A 15,536-nucleotide genomic window follows, 5' to 3' on the forward strand; every position below is an offset into this window, starting at 1 on the left:
AGTCGGCCAGGCGGGGAGTGAGCAGGTGCCCGGACTTCGTGGCGTCCACAAGGTCCGACGAGGTGCGCTGACCGGCGCGGCGGCACTCGCCTGCGCGGCGGCCCTGCTCGCCACACCGGCCGCCGCCGAGGACGAGCCGGCCCCCACCGAGGTCACCCTCCCGGCGGGCACGACGCTCTCCGAGGGGGCCGACCAGGGCCCCGTCGTCGCCGACACCCCCACCGACACCGAGCCCGAGCCCGGGACCGCGCCCGAGCCCGGGACCGCGCCGGACGCGTCCGCCTCCGCCTCCGCCAAGTCGGCGACCGCCTCCGCCTCGGGCCCCCCGTCCGGCTGCCTCGGCCGCACCGCCGCCTACGGCTCCTCGGTCTGCTTCGTCCCCCACGGCGACGTCGTCTGGGTCCTGGACACGGAGAAGGACGGCATGTCCGCCGCCGCCGGCGTCTACACCGACTACGGCCGCGCCCCCGAGGCCTGCCTCAACAAGGCCGGCGCGAACCACTGGGTGAAATGCGACTTCGACTACTCGGAGAAGGGCAGGGTCCAGCTCCGGGCCTTCCGCTACGACACCGACACCGACAAGTTCTACGTCCCCGAGGCGTACTCGGACTGGATCCCGGTGAACGGCAAGTACTGAGGCGCGGGGCGGGCCGGGCCGGAGGCTACCGGGGTTCCGGCTCGGACCCCGACTCGGACTCGGCGAAGATCTCGTCGGCTGCTCGGGCGGTGACGGCGCGGTCGAACCAGCGGACGAGAGTGTCGTAGTCCTGGCAGGCGGAGACGCGGGTCCGGGCGGCTTCGGGGATGTCGACGCCTCGGCGCGCCAGCAGCGCGAGCACGGCCTCGGCACGGTCGGAAACCCGCCCTTCGACCCGGCCCTCGTCCCGGATCTCCTGGGACAGCGGTGATGTGTAGAAGGAGAGGTCGGCTGCCACGAGGTTCCTCCACTGGTGTGCGGCTCGGCCTCGGCCGAGGCCCTGTGCGGTGAGTTCGACGAAGGTGTTGGCCTGGTCCTCGGACACGTCCCGAAGGGCCGTGGACAGTGCCTTCAGTATCGCATCGACGTCCGGGTCGGCGGCGTGGGTCACGGCCGAAAGGACGGTCAGGGGAATGTCTGTGCGGGCCCGGTCGGGGTCGGTGATGACCGGCATGTTGTGCGGGCCGACGACCAGCGGGCGCAGGGTGATCGTGGGCCACTCGGGGGTGCCCATGTGGCGGGGCTCGGCCGCCCAGGCCGCCGTCGCGCGGCTCTGGCACACGACCATCAGGACCGTCGGCAGCGCGTACTTGCTGCGCAGGTACGTGACGTAATAGGCCCAGGCGTCCGGTTTCGCGTGGTCCTTCTTGCCCTGGGCCTCGACGGCCAGGAGGAAGGAGCCGTCCGCCTCCTTGCCCTCGACCTTCAGGAGGGTGTCGACCCGGCGTTCCAGCGGGCTGTTCTCCGTGAGGTCCGTCGGCAGGAGGCTCACGGCCACCGGTTCCTCGACCGACAGGCCCAGCGTGCGGAAGACGCGGGCGTAGAGCGTCGGGTCCTGCTGGAAGACCCGGTGCATCGCTTCGTGGGGTGCGCTGACCATGAGGCGAACCTAGGGCCGGAAAGCCGCCGCGCGGCTGCATATGCCGGAGTCATGCTCGAAGAGGTGATACCGGCCACTCCCGGGTTGACCCGCGAGGGTCCACGCGCCCGTACCCGCGTTTGATACCTGCCCCGCCCGGGGTAAGCTGCTTGACCCGATTGGCCGGGGCCCCGGCCCGTGTGGCACACTGACCAGGTTGCTCGGTTGAGTGCCGATGCTGCGCGCCTCCCGCCGGGAGGACCTGAAGCGAGTCCCACAGTACTCGTCGGCCCCACGCGGGCCGGACGTACGGGAATCTTCGGGGAAGCGTATGCGGGGCGCCGGCCAGGCGCCCGGTGGATGTTCTTCCATCACAACCCCGCGGTCACGGATCGCAAACCCTCAGCGGTTTTCTGTTGGCGGGGATGCGACACGCCCGACCGCGTGGGTCGGACAAGGACAGCAGGACCACCGGGTCCCATGAGCGTGACGAGAGACAGGACTACCAAGTAGCCATGGCGGGACAGAAGATCCGCATCCGGCTCAAGGCCTACGACCACGAGGTCATCGACTCCTCGGCGAAGAAGATCGTCGAGACGGTGACCCGCACTGGTGCGTCGGTCGCAGGCCCGGTGCCGCTGCCCACAGAGAAGAACGTGTACTGCGTCATCAAGTCGCCGCACAAGTACAAGGACTCGCGCGAGCACTTCGAGATGCGCACGCACAAGCGCCTGATCGACATTCTCGACCCCACGCCGAAGACCGTTGACTCGCTGATGCGCCTCGACCTTCCGGCCGGCGTCGACATCGAGATCAAGCTCTGAAGGGCGCGCGAGAGATGACCAAGCAGATCAAGGGCGTCCTGGGCGAGAAGCTCGGCATGACCCAGGTCTGGGACGACAACAACCGCGTCGTCCCGGTGACCGTGGTCAAGGCCGGACCCTGCGTCGTGACCCAGGTCCGTACGAATGACTCCGACGGCTACGAGTCGGTCCAGATCGCCTTCGGCGAGATCGACCCTCGCAAGGTGAACAAGCCCCTCAAGGGCCACTTCGCCAAGGCCGACGTGACCCCCCGCCGCCACCTCGTCGAGATCCGTACCGCTGACGCCAGCGAGTACACCCTCGGCCAGGAGGTCAACGCCGAGACCTTCGAGTCCGGCGTGAAGGTGGACGTCACCGGCAAGAGCAAGGGCAAGGGCTTCGCCGGTGTCATGAAGCGTCACAACTTCAAGGGCCTCGGCGCCGGTCACGGCACCCAGCGCAAGCACCGCTCGCCCGGTTCCATCGGTGGCTGCGCCACCCCGGGCCGCGTCTTCAAGGGCCTCCGCATGGCGGGCCGTATGGGCGGCGAGCGAGTCACCACCCAGAACCTGACCGTCCACGCCGTTGACGCGGAGAAGGGACTGCTCCTCATCAAGGGCGCCGTCCCCGGTCCGAACGGCGGCCTCGTCCTGGTCCGTACTGCGGCCAAGGGGGTCTGAGGTAACAATGAGCACCGTTGACATCCTTTCGCCCGCGGGCGACAAGGCCGGGACCGTCGAACTCCCCTCGGAGATCTTCGACGCGAAGATCAGCATTCCGCTGATCCACCAGGTCGTTGTCGCTCAGCTGGCCGCTGCCCGCCAGGGCACGCACAAGACGAAGACCCGTGGCGAGGTCCGCGGCGGTGGCCGCAAGCCGTACCGCCAGAAGGGCACCGGCCGCGCCCGTCAGGGCTCGACCCGCGCTCCGCAGTTCGCCGGCGGTGGCGTCGTCCACGGCCCCGTGCCGCGCGACTACTCGCAGCGGACGCCCAAGAAGATGAAGGCCGCCGCCCTGCGCGGAGCCCTCACCGACCGGGCCCGCAACGAGCGCATCCACGTCGTCTCCGGCGTGGTCGAGGGCGCTGCCTCCACGAAGGCCGCGAAGAGCCTGCTCGGCAAGATCAGCGAGCGCAAGAACGTGCTCCTGATCGTCGAGCGTGCCGACGAGGCCGCGTGGCTGTCCGCCCGCAACCTGCCCCAGGTGCACCTCCTGGAGCCGGGCCAGCTGAACACGTACGACGTTCTCGTCTCGGACGACGTGGTCTTCACCCAGGCCGCCTTCGAGTCCTTCGTGTCCGGCCCGAGCAAGGCCACTGACACCGAAGGGAGCGAAGCCTGATGGCTACGCGTCACCCGAGCATCGCCCCCAAGGCGGCCAAGGCCGCCAAGGCCGCGCGCCTCGCCAAGGCGAAGCGCCACGCCACCGAGGGCAAGAACACCGTTGAGACGCCGCTGAGCAAGAGCTTCACGGACCCCCGTGACGTTCTCATCCGCCCGGTCGTCTCCGAGAAGAGCTACGCGCTGCTCGACGAGGGCAAGTACACCTTCGTCGTCGACACGCGTGCCAACAAGACCCAGATCAAGCAGGCCGTCCAGGCGGTCTTCGAGGTCAAGGTCACCGGGGTCAACACGATCAACCGCCAGGGCAAGCGCAAGCGGACCCGCACGGGCTTCGGCAAGCGTGCCGACAGCAAGCGCGCGATCGTGACCCTCGCCGAGGGCGACCGTATCGACATCTTCGGCGGTCCGACCTCCTGACGGAGGTCCGGATCGTCCGATATCGGACGAGGACTTAAGAATGGGTATCCGCAAGTACAAGCCGACGACTCCGGGCCGTCGTGGCTCCAGCGTCGCCGACTTCGTCGAGGTCACGCGGTCCACGCCGGAGAAGTCGCTGGTCCGCCCTCTGCACAGCAAGGGCGGCCGTAACAACGCCGGTCGTGTGACCGTTCGCCACCAGGGTGGCGGACACAAGCGCGCCTACCGAGTGATCGACTTCCGTCGTCACGACAAGGACGGCGTGCCGGCGAAGGTCGCGCACATCGAGTACGACCCCAACCGCACCGCGCGCATCGCGCTGCTGCACTACGCCGACGGCGAGAAGCGCTACATCCTCGCGCCGCGCGGTCTCGTGCAGGGTGACCGGGTCGAGAACGGCCCGGGCGCCGACATCAAGCCGGGCAGCAACCTCCCGCTCCGCCACATCCCGGTCGGTACGACCGTCCACGCCATCGAGCTGCGGCCCGGCGGCGGCGCGAAGTTCGCCCGCTCCGCGGGTGCCTCCGTGCAGCTGCTGGCACGTGAGGGCGCCATGGCGACCCTGCGTATGCCGTCCGGCGAGATCCGCATGGTGGACGCGCGCTGCCGCGCCACCATCGGTGAGGTCGGCAACGCCGAGCAGTCGAACATCAACTGGGGCAAGGCCGGCCGTATGCGCTGGAAGGGCGTCCGCCCGACCGTCCGCGGTGTCGCGATGAACCCGGTTGACCACCCCCACGGTGGTGGTGAGGGCAAGACCTCCGGTGGTCGCCACCCGGTCAGCCCCTGGGGTCAGAAGGAGGGTCGTACGCGCTCTCCCAAGAAGGCGAGCAGCAAGTACATCGTCCGCCGCCGCAAGACGAACAAGAAGCGCTAGGAGCGGGTTTAGATGCCGCGCAGTCTCAAGAAGGGGCCCTTCGTCGACGACCACCTCATCAAGAAGGTGGACGTACAGAACGAGGCCGGCACCAAGAACGTCATCAAGACCTGGTCCCGCCGCTCGATGATCATCCCGGCGATGCTCGGACACACCATCGCGGTGCACAACGGCAAGACCCACATCCCGGTGTTTGTCACCGAGTCCATGGTCGGCCACAAGCTCGGCGAGTTCTCGCCGACGCGCACCTTCCGGGGCCACATCAAGGACGACCGGAAGTCGAAGCGCCGCTAAGCGCGGGGTGGATTGACCAATGACAGACACTGAAGGGACAACCATGGAAGCCAGGGCCCAGGCGCGGTACATCCGCGTCACGCCCATGAAGGCCCGCCGGGTGGTGGACCTCATCCGTGGCATGGACGCCACGGAGGCCCAGGCGGTCCTGCGCTTCGCCCCGCAGGCCGCGAGCGTGCCCGTCGGCAAGGTGCTGGACAGCGCCATCGCCAACGCCGCGCACAACTACGACCACACCGACTCCTCTTCGCTGGTCATCAGCGAGGCGTACGTCGATGAGGGCCCGACTCTGAAGCGTTTCCGTCCGCGTGCCCAGGGGCGTGCCTACCGGATTCGCAAGCGGACCAGCCACATCACCGTGGTCGTCAGCGCCAAGGAAGGAACCCGGTAATGGGCCAGAAGGTAAACCCGCACGGGTTCCGGCTCGGCATCACCACCGACTTCAAGTCCCGGTGGTACGCCGACAAGCTGTACAAGGACTACGTCAAGGAAGACGTCGCCATCCGCCGGATGATGACGAAGGGCATGGAGCGGGCCGGCATCTCGAAGGTCGAGATCGAGCGCACCCGTGACCGCGTCCGCGTCGACATCCACACCGCCCGGCCGGGCATCGTCATCGGCCGTCGCGGCGCGGAGGCCGACCGTATCCGCGGCGAGCTGGAGAAGCTCACCGGCAAGCAGGTCCAGCTGAACATCCTTGAGGTCAAGAACCCCGAGGTGGACGCTCAGCTGGTCGCGCAGGCCGTGGCCGAGCAGCTGTCCTCCCGCGTCTCCTTCCGTCGCGCCATGCGCAAGAGCATGCAGTCGACGATGAAGGCCGGCGCCAAGGGCATCAAGATCCAGTGCGGTGGCCGCCTCGGCGGCGCCGAGATGTCCCGCTCGGAGTTCTACCGCGAGGGCCGTGTGCCCCTGCACACGCTCCGTGCGAACGTCGACTACGGCTTCTTCGAGGCCAAGACGACCTTCGGCCGCATCGGTGTGAAGGTCTGGATCTACAAGGGCGACGTCAAGAACATCGCCGAGGTTCGCGCCGAGAACGCAGCGGCCCGTGCCGGCAACCGTCCGGCCCGTGGCGGCAACGACCGCCCGGCCCGTGGTGGTGGCCGTGGTGGCGAGCGTGGCGGTCGCGGTCGTAAGCCGCAGCAGTCCGCGCCGGCAGCCGAGGCCCCCAAGGCCGAGGCTTCCGCCGCTGCCGCTCCGGCTGAGAGCACCGGAACGGAGGGCTGACCAATGCTGATCCCCCGCAGGGTCAAGCACCGCAAGCAGCACCACCCCAAGCGCAGCGGTATGGCCAAGGGTGGTACTGAGGTCACGTTCGGCGAGTACGGCATTCAGGCCCTGACTCCGGCGTACGTCACCAACCGCCAGATCGAGGCGGCTCGTATCGCGATGACCCGCCACATCAAGCGTGGCGGCAAGGTCTGGATCAACATCTACCCGGACCGCCCGCTGACCAAGAAGCCCGCCGAGACCCGCATGGGTTCCGGTAAGGGTTCCCCGGAGTGGTGGATCGCGAACGTCAAGCCCGGACGGGTGATGTTCGAGCTCTCCTACCCGAACGAGAAGATCGCTCGTGAGGCGCTTACCCGCGCTGCTCACAAGCTCCCGATGAAGTGCCGGATCGTTCGGCGCGAGGCAGGTGAGTCGTGATGTCGGCCGGTACCAAGGCGTCCGAGCTGCGCGAGCTGGGCAACGAGGAGCTTGTTGCCAAGCTCTCCGAGGCCAAGGAAGAGCTGTTCAACCTCCGCTTCCAGGCGGCGACCGGGCAGCTCGAAAACCACGGGCGGCTCAACTCCGTCCGTAAGGACATCGCCCGGATCTACACCCTGATGCGTGAGCGCGAGCTCGGCATCGAGACGGTGGAGAGCGCCTGATGAGCGAGAACACTGTGACTGAAGAGACCACCCCCGCCACCCGCGGCTCCCGCAAGGTCCGTGAGGGCCTTGTCGTCAGCGACAAGATGGACAAGACCGTCGTCGTCGCCGTCGAGGACCGCGTCAAGCACGCGCTGTACGGCAAGGTCATCCGCCGTACGCGCCGCCTGAAGGCTCACGACGAGCAGAACTCGGCCGGCACCGGCGACCGCGTCCTCCTGATGGAGACGCGTCCGCTGTCCGCGGGCAAGAACTGGCGCATCGTCGAGATCCTCGAAAAGGCCAAGTAAACCCCTCCGAGGGGGACTTCACCTCCTCGGAACAGTTCCGCCAGGCTCCGGGGGCACTCGCTTGCGAGGCCCCCGGGGAACCGGCAGACGATCAGGAGATAGACGTGATCCAGCAGGAGTCGCGACTGCGGGTCGCCGACAACACGGGTGCGAAGGAAATTCTCACCATCCGTGTTCTCGGTGGTTCCGGTCGCCGCTACGCGGGCATCGGCGACGTCATCGTCGCCACCGTCAAGGACGCGATCCCCGGTGGCAACGTGAAGAAGGGTGACGTCGTCAAGGCCGTCATCGTTCGCACCGTCAAGGAGCGTCGCCGTCAGGACGGCTCGTACATCCGCTTCGACGAGAACGCCGCCGTCATTCTCAAGAACGACGGCGACCCTCGCGGCACCCGTATCTTCGGCCCCGTGGGTCGTGAGCTGCGCGAGAAGAAGTTCATGAAGATCATCTCGCTCGCGCCGGAGGTGCTGTAAGCATGAAGATCAAGAAGGGCGACCTGGTCCAGGTCATCACCGGTAAGGACAAGGGCAAGCAGGGCAAGGTCATCGCGGCCTTCCCCCGCGAGGACCGCGTCCTGGTCGAGGGTGTCAACCGGGTCAAGAAGCACACCAAGGCCAACCAGCCCGGTCAGGCCTCGCAGGCCGGCGGCATCATCACCACCGAAGCCCCGGTCCACGTGAGCAACGTGCAGCTGGTCGTGGAGAAGGACGGCAAGAAGGTCGTCACCCGCGTCGGCTACCGCCTCTCCGAGGACGGCAGCAAGATCCGCGTGGCCAAGCGGACCGGTGAGGACATCTGATGACGACCACCACTGCCCCCCGCCTGAAGCAGAAGTACCGCGAGGAGATCGCGGGCAAGCTGCGTGACGAGTTCAAGTACGAGAACGTCATGCAGACCCCCGGCCTCGTCAAGATCGTGGTCAACATGGGTGTGGGCGACGCCGCCCGCGACTCCAAGCTGATCGAGGGCGCCATCCGCGACCTCACCACGATCACCGGTCAGAAGCCGGCCGTCACCAAGGCCCGGAAGTCCATCGCGCAGTTCAAGCTGCGCGAGGGCCAGCCGATCGGCGCCCACGTCACGCTCCGTGGCGACCGCATGTGGGAGTTCCTGGACCGCACCCTGTCGCTGGCGCTTCCGCGCATCCGCGACTTCCGCGGCCTGTCCCCCAAGCAGTTCGACGGCCGTGGCAACTACACCTTCGGTCTCACGGAGCAGGTCATGTTCCACGAGATCGACCAGGACAAGATCGACCGCGTCCGGGGTATGGACATCACCGTGGTGACCACGGCGACCAACGACGCCGAGGGCCGCGCGCTTCTCCGTCACCTCGGCTTCCCGTTCAAGGAGGCGTGAGCCGTGGCGAAGAAGGCTCTTATCGCAAAGTCGGAGCGCAAGCCGAAGTTCGGCGTGCGCGCGTACACCCGCTGCCAGCGCTGTGGGCGTCCGCACTCCGTCTACCGCAAGTTCGGCCTGTGCCGTGTGTGCCTTCGTGAGATGGCTCACCGCGGCGAGCTGCCGGGCGTGACCAAGAGCAGCTGGTAGTTCCCGCTTTCAGGGAATCGCCAGCCTCTCGGTAAGCATCGGGGCGTCGGGAGCCCACCCCTCCATGGCTTAGGCTTGGAGGGCTGGGTCCCCCGCCGCCCTGGACCACTGGCGGGCGTCAGGCCCGCAGTCAACGCTTACTACGCCGTAGGTCCCCGCGCCGCACCCGTCCCGTCTCGGATCGGGGAGAGGGATGGCGCATACAGGAAACCCCGGCGAGAAAGGCCCAAGGCCAATTCATGACCATGACTGATCCGATCGCAGACATGCTGACGCGTCTGCGTAACGCCAACTCGGCGTACCACGACACCGTGGCTATGCCGCACAGCAAGATCAAGTCGCACATCGCGGAGATCCTCCAGCAGGAGGGCTTCATCACGGGCTGGAAGGTCGAGGACGCCGAGGTCGGCAAGAACCTCGTCCTGGAGCTCAAGTTCGGCCCGAACCGTGAGCGCTCCATCGCGGGCATCAAGCGGATCTCGAAGCCGGGCCTGCGGGTCTACGCGAAGTCCACCAATCTGCCGAAGGTGCTCGGCGGCCTCGGCGTGGCGGTCATCTCCACGTCGCACGGTCTCCTCACCGGTCAGCAGGCCAGCAAGAAGGGCGTAGGTGGGGAAGTCCTCGCCTACGTCTGGTAGTCGGGAACGGAGGAAAGCATATGTCGCGCATCGGCAAGCTCCCCATCCCGGTTCCCGCCGGCGTGGACGTCACCATCGACGGGCGCCAGGTCGCGGTGAAGGGCCCCAAGGGGAACCTTTCGCACACGATCGCCGCTCCGATCGACATCGCCAAGGGCGAGGACGGCACCCTCTCGGTGACCCGCCCCAACGACGAGCGTCAGAACAGGGCCCTGCACGGCCTGTCCCGCACGCTGGTGGCGAACATGATCACCGGTGTGACCCAGGGATACGTCAAGAAGCTCGAAATCAGCGGTGTCGGTTATCGCGTCCTCGCGAAGGGCTCCAACCTGGAGTTCTCGCTGGGCTACAGCCACCCGATCCTGATCGAGGCCCCCGAGGGGATCACGTTCAAGGTCGAGAACCCGACCCACTTCTCGGTCGAGGGCATCGACAAGCAGAAGGTCGGCGAGGTTGCGGCCAACATCCGCAAGCTGCGCAAGCCCGACCCGTACAAGGCCAAGGGTGTCAAGTACGAGGGCGAAGTCATCCGCCGCAAGGTCGGAAAGGCGGGTAAGTAAGCCATGGCATACGGCGTGAAGATCGCGAAGGGCTCGGCCTACAAGGCCGCTGCCATCAAGCGACGTCACATCCGCGTCCGCAAGAGGATCTCGGGTACGCAGGAGCGTCCCCGCCTCGTCGTGACGCGTTCCAACCGCCACATGGTCGCCCAGGTGATCGACGACATCAAGGGTCACACCCTGGCGTCGGCCTCCACCCTGGACACGTCCATCCGCGGCGGCGAGGGCGACAAGAGCGCGCAGGCCCAGCAGGTCGGCGCCCTGGTCGCCGAGCGTGCCAAGGCGGCCGGCGTCGAGACTGTCGTCTTCGACCGCGGTGGCAACAAGTACGCGGGGCGCATCGCTGCCCTCGCGGACGCCGCCCGCGAGGCCGGACTCAAGTTCTGAGTCCCGTTCGTAGCTAGCGGAAACAGAGAGAGGTATATCCAATGGCTGGACCCCAGCGCCGCGGAAGCGGTGCCGGTGGCGGCGAGCGGCGGGACCGGAAGGGCCGTGACGGCGGAGCTTCCGCCGCCGAGAAGACCGCGTACGTTGAGCGCGTCGTCGCGATCAACCGTGTTGCCAAGGTAGTCAAGGGTGGTCGCCGCTTCAGCTTCACCGCGCTGGTCGTGGTGGGCGACGCGGACGGCACCGTCGGTGTCGGTTACGGCAAGGCCAAGGAGGTGCCGGCCGCGATCGCCAAGGGTGTTGAGGAAGCGAAGAAGAACTTCTTCAAGGTCCCGCGCATCCAGGGCACCATCCCTCACCCGATCCAGGGTGAGAAGGCCGCCGGTGTCGTCCTCCTGAAGCCGGCTTCCCCCGGTACCGGTGTTATCGCCGGTGGCCCGGTGCGTGCCGTTCTGGAGTGCGCCGGCGTTCACGACATCCTGTCGAAGTCCCTGGGCTCCGACAACGCGATCAACATCGTTCACGCGACTGTGGCGGCCCTCAAGGGTCTCCAGCGTCCCGAGGAGATCGCGGCCCGCCGCGGTCTGCCCCTCGAGGACGTGGCCCCCGCTGCCCTGCTGCGTGCGCGTGCCGGGGCGGGTGCGTAATGGCTCGCCTCAAGATCACGCAGACGAAGTCGTACATCGGCAGCAAGCAGAACCACCGTGACACCCTGCGTTCGCTCGGGCTCAAGCGCCTGCACGACACGGTTGTCAAGGAGGATCGTCCCGAGTTCCGCGGCATGGTGCACACCGTCCGCCACCTCGTGACGGTCGAGGAGGTCGACTGACATGGGTGAGCAGAACCCGCTGAAGGTCCACAACCTCCGGCCCGCCCCGGGCGCCAAGACCGCCAAGACCCGTGTGGGTCGTGGTGAGGCGTCCAAGGGTAAGACCGCCGGTCGTGGTACCAAGGGCACCAAGGCCCGCTACCAGGTTCCGGAGCGCTTCGAGGGCGGGCAGATGCCCCTCCACATGCGTCTCCCGAAGCTCAAGGGCTTCAAGAACCCGTTCCGTACCGAGTTCCAGGTCGTGAACCTCGACAAGCTCGGAGCCCTCTACCCGGAGGGTGGCGAGGTCACCGTCGAGGGCCTGGTCGCCAAGGGTGCTGTCCGCAAGAACAGCCTCGTCAAGGTGCTCGGCCAGGGCGAGATCTCCGTGGCGCTGACGGTGAAGGTCGACAAGGTCTCCACCTCCGCCAAGGACAAGATCGCCGCCGCTGGCGGCACCGTCACCGAGCTGGTCTGAGTCCCTCGGGCTGTCTCGTGACGTGAACACATCCCACCGGGGATACCCCACTTATGGGGTATCCCCGGTTGGTCGTTCCCGGGGGGTGGCGTCGCCGGTAAGGTGGCGTGCACTGTTATGCCCGCGTGTCCTCTCGTGAGTTCACGCGGTTGTCCTGACAGCAGTATCCGTTTCCGTCGAACCTCAAGACCGTCACCCTTGACGCAGTAGCGCGGGGGTCGCAGGAGGCACCGTGCTCACCGCGTTCGCCCGAGCGTTCAAGACGCCCGACCTGCGCAAGAAGCTGCTCTTCACGCTGGGCATCATCGTGATCTACCGGCTCGGTACGCACGTACCGATCCCGGGGGTCAACTACAAGAACGTGCAGACCTGTATCGACCAGGCCAACACCAACTCCGGTCTGTTCGGTCTGATCAACATGTTCAGTGGCGGCGCCCTGCTCCAGATCACCATCTTCGCGCTGGGGATCATGCCGTACATCACGGCGAGCATCATCCTTCAGCTGCTGACCGTCGTGATCCCGCGGCTCGAAGCCCTGAAGAAGGAGGGCCAGGCCGGTACGGCGAAGATCACCCAGTACACCCGCTACCTGACCGTGGCCCTCGCGATCCTCCAGGGCACCGGCCTCGTCGCGACCGCGCGCAGCGGCGCCATCTTCCAGGGCTGCTCCGTCGCCGGGGACATCGTCCCGGACCAGTCGATCTTCACCACGGTCACCATGGTCGTCACCATGACCGCCGGCACCGCCGCCGTCATGTGGCTCGGCGAGCTGATCACCGACCGCGGCATCGGCAACGGCATGTCGATCCTCATGTTCATCTCGATCGCGGCCGGCTTCCCCGGCGCCCTGTGGGCCATCAAGAAGCAGGGCGACCTGGCCGGCGGCTGGATCGAGTTCGGCACCGTGATCCTCGTGGGGCTCGTGATGGTGGCCCTCGTGGTCTTCGTCGAGCAGGCCCAGCGGCGCATCCCCGTGCAGTACGCGAAGCGCATGATCGGCCGCCGCTCCTACGGCGGGACCTCGACCTACATCCCGCTCAAGGTCAACCAGGCGGGCGTCATCCCGGTCATCTTCGCCTCCTCGCTGCTGTACATCCCGGCGCTGGTCGCGCAGTTCACCGACTCGCAGGCCGGCTGGGCGGTGTGGGTGCGGGACAACCTGGCCAACAACGCGGCCTGGCCGCACGTGACGCTGTACTTCCTGCTGATCGTGTTCTTCGCCTTCTTCTACGTGGCCATCTCCTTCAACCCCGAAGAAGTCGCCGACAACATGAAGAAGTATGGTGGGTTCATCCCGGGCATCCGGGCTGGCCGACCGACCGCTGAGTACCTGAGTTACGTGCTCAACCGGATCACCTGGCCGGGCTCGCTGTACTTGGGGCTGATCGCACTGGTGCCGACGCTGGCACTGGCGGGCTTCGGGGCCAACCAGAACTTCCCGTTCGGCGGGACGAGCATCCTGATCATCGTGGGTGTGGGTCTGGAGACCGTGAAGCAGATCGAGAGCCAGCTCCAGCAGCGCAACTACGAAGGGTTCCTCCGCTGATGCGTATCGTCCTCGTCGGACCGCCCGGTGCGGGCAAGGGAACGCAGGCCGCGTTCCTCGCCAAGAAGCTGTCGGTCCCGCACATCTCCACGGGCGACCTCTTCCGCGCCAACATCAGCCAGGGCACGGAGCTGGGCAAGCAGGCGAAGTCCTTCATCGACGCCGGGAACCTGGTGCCGGACGAGGTCACCATCGGGATGGCCAAGGACCGCATGGACCAGGGGGACGCCGGGAACGGCTTCCTGCTGGACGGCTTCCCCCGCAACGTCCTCCAGGCCGAGGCGCTCGACGCGCTCCTGAAGGACGAGGGCCAGAAGCTCGACGCGGTCCTGGACCTGGAGGTCCCCGAGGACGAGGTGGTCAAGCGCATCGCGGGCCGCCGCATCTGCCGCAACGACTCCAGCCACGTCTTCCACGTCGAGTACAGCAAGCCGAAGCACGAGGGCGTCTGCGACGTCTGCGGCGGCGAGCTGTACCAGCGCGGGGACGACAAGGAGGAGACCGTCCGCAAGCGGCTGGAGGTCTACCACACGGAGACCGAGCCGATCATCGACCACTACCGGGCCCAGGGCCTGGTCGTGACGATCTCGGCGCTCGGCAAGGTGGGCGAGGTCACCGAACGCGCCCTGGAGGCGCTCAAGAAGTAACCGGGCGTACCGCCTCCGTGGCGGTACCACCGGTCGAAGCGGCCGCGGCGCCTCGCAGGGCGTCGCGGCCGTAGTGTTGTTGGTGTACGGGTACGAGGAGGGGGCCGCAGAGCCCGCCACGTACCGCTGTCGGAGCCGTACGGGCCGTACGCGCAGTGAGGAAAGCCGGACCCATGGTGGAGATCAAGACCCCGGAGCAGATCGCGAAGATGCGCGAGGCCGGGCTGGTCGTGGCCGCGGTGCACCGCGCCACCAGTGCGGCGGCGGTGCCGGGGGCCACCACGCGGGACCTCGACCTCGTGGCCCGCGAGGTGCTCGCCGAGCACGGCGCCAAGCCGAACTTCCTCGGGTACGGGGGCTTCCCCGCGACCATCTGCACCTCGGTGAACGACGTCGTGGTGCACGGCATCCCCGACGACAGGACCGTCCTGAAGGACGGGGACCTCATCTCGATCGACGCCGGGGCCATCGTGGACGGCTGGCACGGGGACGCCGCCTTCACCGCCTTCGTCGGCACCGGTCACGCCCCGGAGCTGGTCGAGCTGTCCCGGGTCACCGAGGAGTCGATGTGGGCCGGGATCGCCGCGATGAAGCTGGGCAACCGGCTCGTGGACGTCTCCCGCGCGATCGAGACGTACATCCGCCGGCAGCCGAAGCCGGGCGGCGGGAAGTACGGGATCGTCGAGGACTACGGCGGCCACGGCATCGGCACGGCCATGCACATGGACCCGCACCTGCTGAACTACGTCGAGCGGCGCCGCGGCCGCGGCCCCAAGCTCGTGCCGGGGTTCTGCCTCGCGATCGAGCCGATGGTCTCGCTGGGCTCCCCGAAGACGGAGGTCCTCGACGACGAGTGGACCGTCGAGACGATCGACCACTCGTGGTCCTCGCACTGGGAGCACAGTGTGGCGCTGACCGAGGCCGGGCCCTTCGTCCTCACCGCGGTGGACGGCGGCAAGGCCAAGCTCGGGTCCATGGGGATCGATGTCGCGCCGGACCCGCTGGGCTGAAGATCCCAGATGCCTCAGGTACCGGACGGGCCCAGAATTGACCCCGTCCGGCGGTTGAGGACGCCCCGTACGGGCAGTCTTTCTCGATTCGTGTTTCTGCGGGGGCTGACGTAGACTGACTCGTCGGCTCTCGTGTATCGGCATGTCCGTTTCACCGAGGGTCGACCCAGGTAGTCGATTCGAAGGGCGAAGCGTGGCCAAGAAGCAAGGTGCCATCGAGATCGAGGGCACTGTCGTCGAGTCTCTGCCGAACGCGATGTTCAAGGTGGAGCTCCAGAACGGCCACCAGGTCCTGGCGCACATCAGCGGCAAGATGCGGATGCACTACATCCGGATCCTCCCTGACGACCGGGTCGTGGTGGAGTTGTCTCCGTACGACCTGACGCGTGGCCGGATCGTCTACCGCTACAAGTAGATCTGATCTCGCTGACGTCCCTCCCGTGGGGCGCCGGCACTGACCCGG

Annotated in this window: 27 protein-coding genes; 26 read left to right on the forward strand and 1 reads right to left on the reverse strand. The window is 67.3% G+C overall.

Annotated elements, in window-relative coordinates; translation table 11 throughout:
• Positions 1-25 precede the first annotated feature (25 nt).
• Positions 26-637, forward strand: coding sequence for a hypothetical protein (locus tag AB0J21_RS18450; RefSeq protein WP_363147033.1), 612 nt, complete (start codon positions 26-28; stop codon positions 635-637).
• A gap of 25 nt (positions 638-662) precedes the next feature.
• Here the strand turns inward: AB0J21_RS18450 and AB0J21_RS18455 are convergent, their stop codons facing one another.
• Positions 663-1,577 carry a hypothetical protein gene (locus AB0J21_RS18455; RefSeq protein ID WP_363147034.1) on the reverse strand — a complete coding sequence of 305 codons (915 nt, stop codon included), beginning with the start codon at positions 1,575-1,577 and terminating at the stop codon, positions 663-665.
• A 494-nt stretch (positions 1,578-2,071) separates the two neighbouring features.
• On the opposite strand from AB0J21_RS18455, the gene rpsJ reads away from it, so the two are divergent.
• From rpsJ to infA, 25 genes are all read left to right on the forward strand, one after another.
• Positions 2,072-2,380, forward strand: coding sequence for a 30S ribosomal protein S10 (gene rpsJ, locus AB0J21_RS18460; protein WP_003948644.1), 309 nt, complete (start codon positions 2,072-2,074; stop codon positions 2,378-2,380).
• A 14-nt stretch (positions 2,381-2,394) separates the two neighbouring features.
• On the forward strand, positions 2,395-3,039 hold the full coding sequence (gene rplC / locus AB0J21_RS18465; protein WP_363147035.1) for a 50S ribosomal protein L3: 645 nt from the start codon (positions 2,395-2,397) through the stop codon (positions 3,037-3,039).
• 7 nt (positions 3,040-3,046) lie between these two features.
• Positions 3,047-3,700 (forward strand): 50S ribosomal protein L4, encoded by a 654-nt coding sequence (gene rplD / locus AB0J21_RS18470; RefSeq protein ID WP_363147036.1) that lies wholly within the window; start codon positions 3,047-3,049, stop codon positions 3,698-3,700.
• A complete protein-coding gene (rplW, locus tag AB0J21_RS18475) occupies positions 3,700-4,119 on the forward strand; it encodes a 50S ribosomal protein L23 (RefSeq protein WP_363147037.1) in 420 nt (139 codons plus the stop codon). The genes rplD and rplW overlap by 1 nt, the downstream gene beginning before the upstream one ends.
• Positions 4,120-4,159: 40 nt before the next feature.
• A complete protein-coding gene (rplB, locus tag AB0J21_RS18480; RefSeq protein WP_363147038.1) occupies positions 4,160-4,996 on the forward strand; it encodes a 50S ribosomal protein L2 in 837 nt (278 codons plus the stop codon).
• Positions 4,997-5,008: 12 nt separating this feature from the next.
• Positions 5,009-5,290: a 30S ribosomal protein S19 gene (gene rpsS, locus AB0J21_RS18485; protein ID WP_363147039.1), complete on the forward strand. Its 282-nt coding sequence runs from the start codon at positions 5,009-5,011 to the stop codon at positions 5,288-5,290.
• 43 nt (positions 5,291-5,333) lie between these two features.
• A complete protein-coding gene (rplV, locus tag AB0J21_RS18490; protein ID WP_363147233.1) occupies positions 5,334-5,681 on the forward strand; it encodes a 50S ribosomal protein L22 in 348 nt (115 codons plus the stop codon).
• Positions 5,681-6,517: a 30S ribosomal protein S3 gene (gene rpsC / locus AB0J21_RS18495; protein WP_363147040.1), complete on the forward strand. Its 837-nt coding sequence runs from the start codon at positions 5,681-5,683 to the stop codon at positions 6,515-6,517. Before rplV ends, rpsC begins: the two co-directional genes overlap by 1 nt.
• Positions 6,518-6,520: 3 nt before the next feature.
• Positions 6,521-6,940 carry a 50S ribosomal protein L16 gene (gene rplP / locus AB0J21_RS18500; RefSeq protein WP_363147041.1) on the forward strand — a complete coding sequence of 140 codons (420 nt, stop codon included), beginning with the start codon at positions 6,521-6,523 and terminating at the stop codon, positions 6,938-6,940.
• Entirely contained in the window at positions 6,940-7,164 is a 225-nt protein-coding gene (gene rpmC / locus AB0J21_RS18505) for a 50S ribosomal protein L29 (RefSeq protein WP_363147042.1), read from the forward strand. Before rplP ends, rpmC begins: the two co-directional genes overlap by 1 nt.
• Positions 7,164-7,454 (forward strand): 30S ribosomal protein S17, encoded by a 291-nt coding sequence (gene rpsQ, locus AB0J21_RS18510; protein ID WP_363147043.1) that lies wholly within the window; start codon positions 7,164-7,166, stop codon positions 7,452-7,454. Before rpmC ends, rpsQ begins: the two co-directional genes overlap by 1 nt.
• Before the next feature lie 104 nt (positions 7,455-7,558).
• A complete protein-coding gene (rplN, locus tag AB0J21_RS18515) occupies positions 7,559-7,927 on the forward strand; it encodes a 50S ribosomal protein L14 (RefSeq protein WP_003966950.1) in 369 nt (122 codons plus the stop codon).
• 2 nt (positions 7,928-7,929) lie between these two features.
• Positions 7,930-8,253, forward strand: coding sequence for a 50S ribosomal protein L24 (gene rplX, locus AB0J21_RS18520; RefSeq protein ID WP_363147044.1), 324 nt, complete (start codon positions 7,930-7,932; stop codon positions 8,251-8,253).
• Positions 8,253-8,810, forward strand: a complete 558-nt coding sequence (gene rplE / locus AB0J21_RS18525) for a 50S ribosomal protein L5 (RefSeq protein WP_363147045.1) — start codon at positions 8,253-8,255, stop codon at positions 8,808-8,810. The genes rplX and rplE overlap by 1 nt, the downstream gene beginning before the upstream one ends.
• 3 nt (positions 8,811-8,813) lie before the next feature.
• Positions 8,814-8,999, forward strand: coding sequence for a type Z 30S ribosomal protein S14 (locus AB0J21_RS18530; RefSeq protein WP_008747480.1), 186 nt, complete (start codon positions 8,814-8,816; stop codon positions 8,997-8,999).
• Positions 9,000-9,238: 239 nt separating this feature from the next.
• Entirely contained in the window at positions 9,239-9,637 is a 399-nt protein-coding gene (gene rpsH / locus AB0J21_RS18535; protein WP_363147046.1) for a 30S ribosomal protein S8, read from the forward strand.
• Between the two features lie 20 nt (positions 9,638-9,657).
• A complete protein-coding gene (gene rplF, locus AB0J21_RS18540; RefSeq protein ID WP_363147047.1) occupies positions 9,658-10,197 on the forward strand; it encodes a 50S ribosomal protein L6 in 540 nt (179 codons plus the stop codon).
• Between the two features lie 3 nt (positions 10,198-10,200).
• A complete protein-coding gene (gene rplR, locus AB0J21_RS18545) occupies positions 10,201-10,584 on the forward strand; it encodes a 50S ribosomal protein L18 (RefSeq protein WP_363147048.1) in 384 nt (127 codons plus the stop codon).
• A gap of 41 nt (positions 10,585-10,625) precedes the next feature.
• A complete protein-coding gene (gene rpsE / locus AB0J21_RS18550; RefSeq protein WP_363147049.1) occupies positions 10,626-11,231 on the forward strand; it encodes a 30S ribosomal protein S5 in 606 nt (201 codons plus the stop codon).
• Positions 11,231-11,413 (forward strand): 50S ribosomal protein L30, encoded by a 183-nt coding sequence (gene rpmD / locus AB0J21_RS18555; protein WP_056701158.1) that lies wholly within the window; start codon positions 11,231-11,233, stop codon positions 11,411-11,413. The genes rpsE and rpmD overlap by 1 nt, the downstream gene beginning before the upstream one ends.
• Position 11,414: 1 nt before the next feature.
• Complete coding sequence (gene rplO, locus AB0J21_RS18560) at positions 11,415-11,870, forward strand: 50S ribosomal protein L15 (protein WP_363147050.1); 456 nt, start codon at positions 11,415-11,417, stop codon at positions 11,868-11,870.
• Positions 11,871-12,102: 232 nt separating this feature from the next.
• Entirely contained in the window at positions 12,103-13,416 is a 1,314-nt protein-coding gene (gene secY, locus AB0J21_RS18565; RefSeq protein WP_363147051.1) for a preprotein translocase subunit SecY, read from the forward strand.
• Entirely contained in the window at positions 13,416-14,063 is a 648-nt protein-coding gene (locus AB0J21_RS18570; protein WP_363147052.1) for an adenylate kinase, read from the forward strand. The genes secY and AB0J21_RS18570 overlap by 1 nt, the downstream gene beginning before the upstream one ends.
• Before the next feature lie 173 nt (positions 14,064-14,236).
• Positions 14,237-15,073: a type I methionyl aminopeptidase gene (gene map, locus AB0J21_RS18575; RefSeq protein WP_363147053.1), complete on the forward strand. Its 837-nt coding sequence runs from the start codon at positions 14,237-14,239 to the stop codon at positions 15,071-15,073.
• Between the two features lie 193 nt (positions 15,074-15,266).
• Positions 15,267-15,488 carry a translation initiation factor IF-1 gene (gene infA, locus AB0J21_RS18580; RefSeq protein WP_003948620.1) on the forward strand — a complete coding sequence of 74 codons (222 nt, stop codon included), beginning with the start codon at positions 15,267-15,269 and terminating at the stop codon, positions 15,486-15,488.
• Positions 15,489-15,536: the final 48 nt, after the last annotated feature.

The organism is Streptomyces sp. NPDC049954 (assembly GCF_040656295.1).
GTDB lineage: Bacteria > Actinomycetota > Actinomycetes > Streptomycetales > Streptomycetaceae > Streptomyces.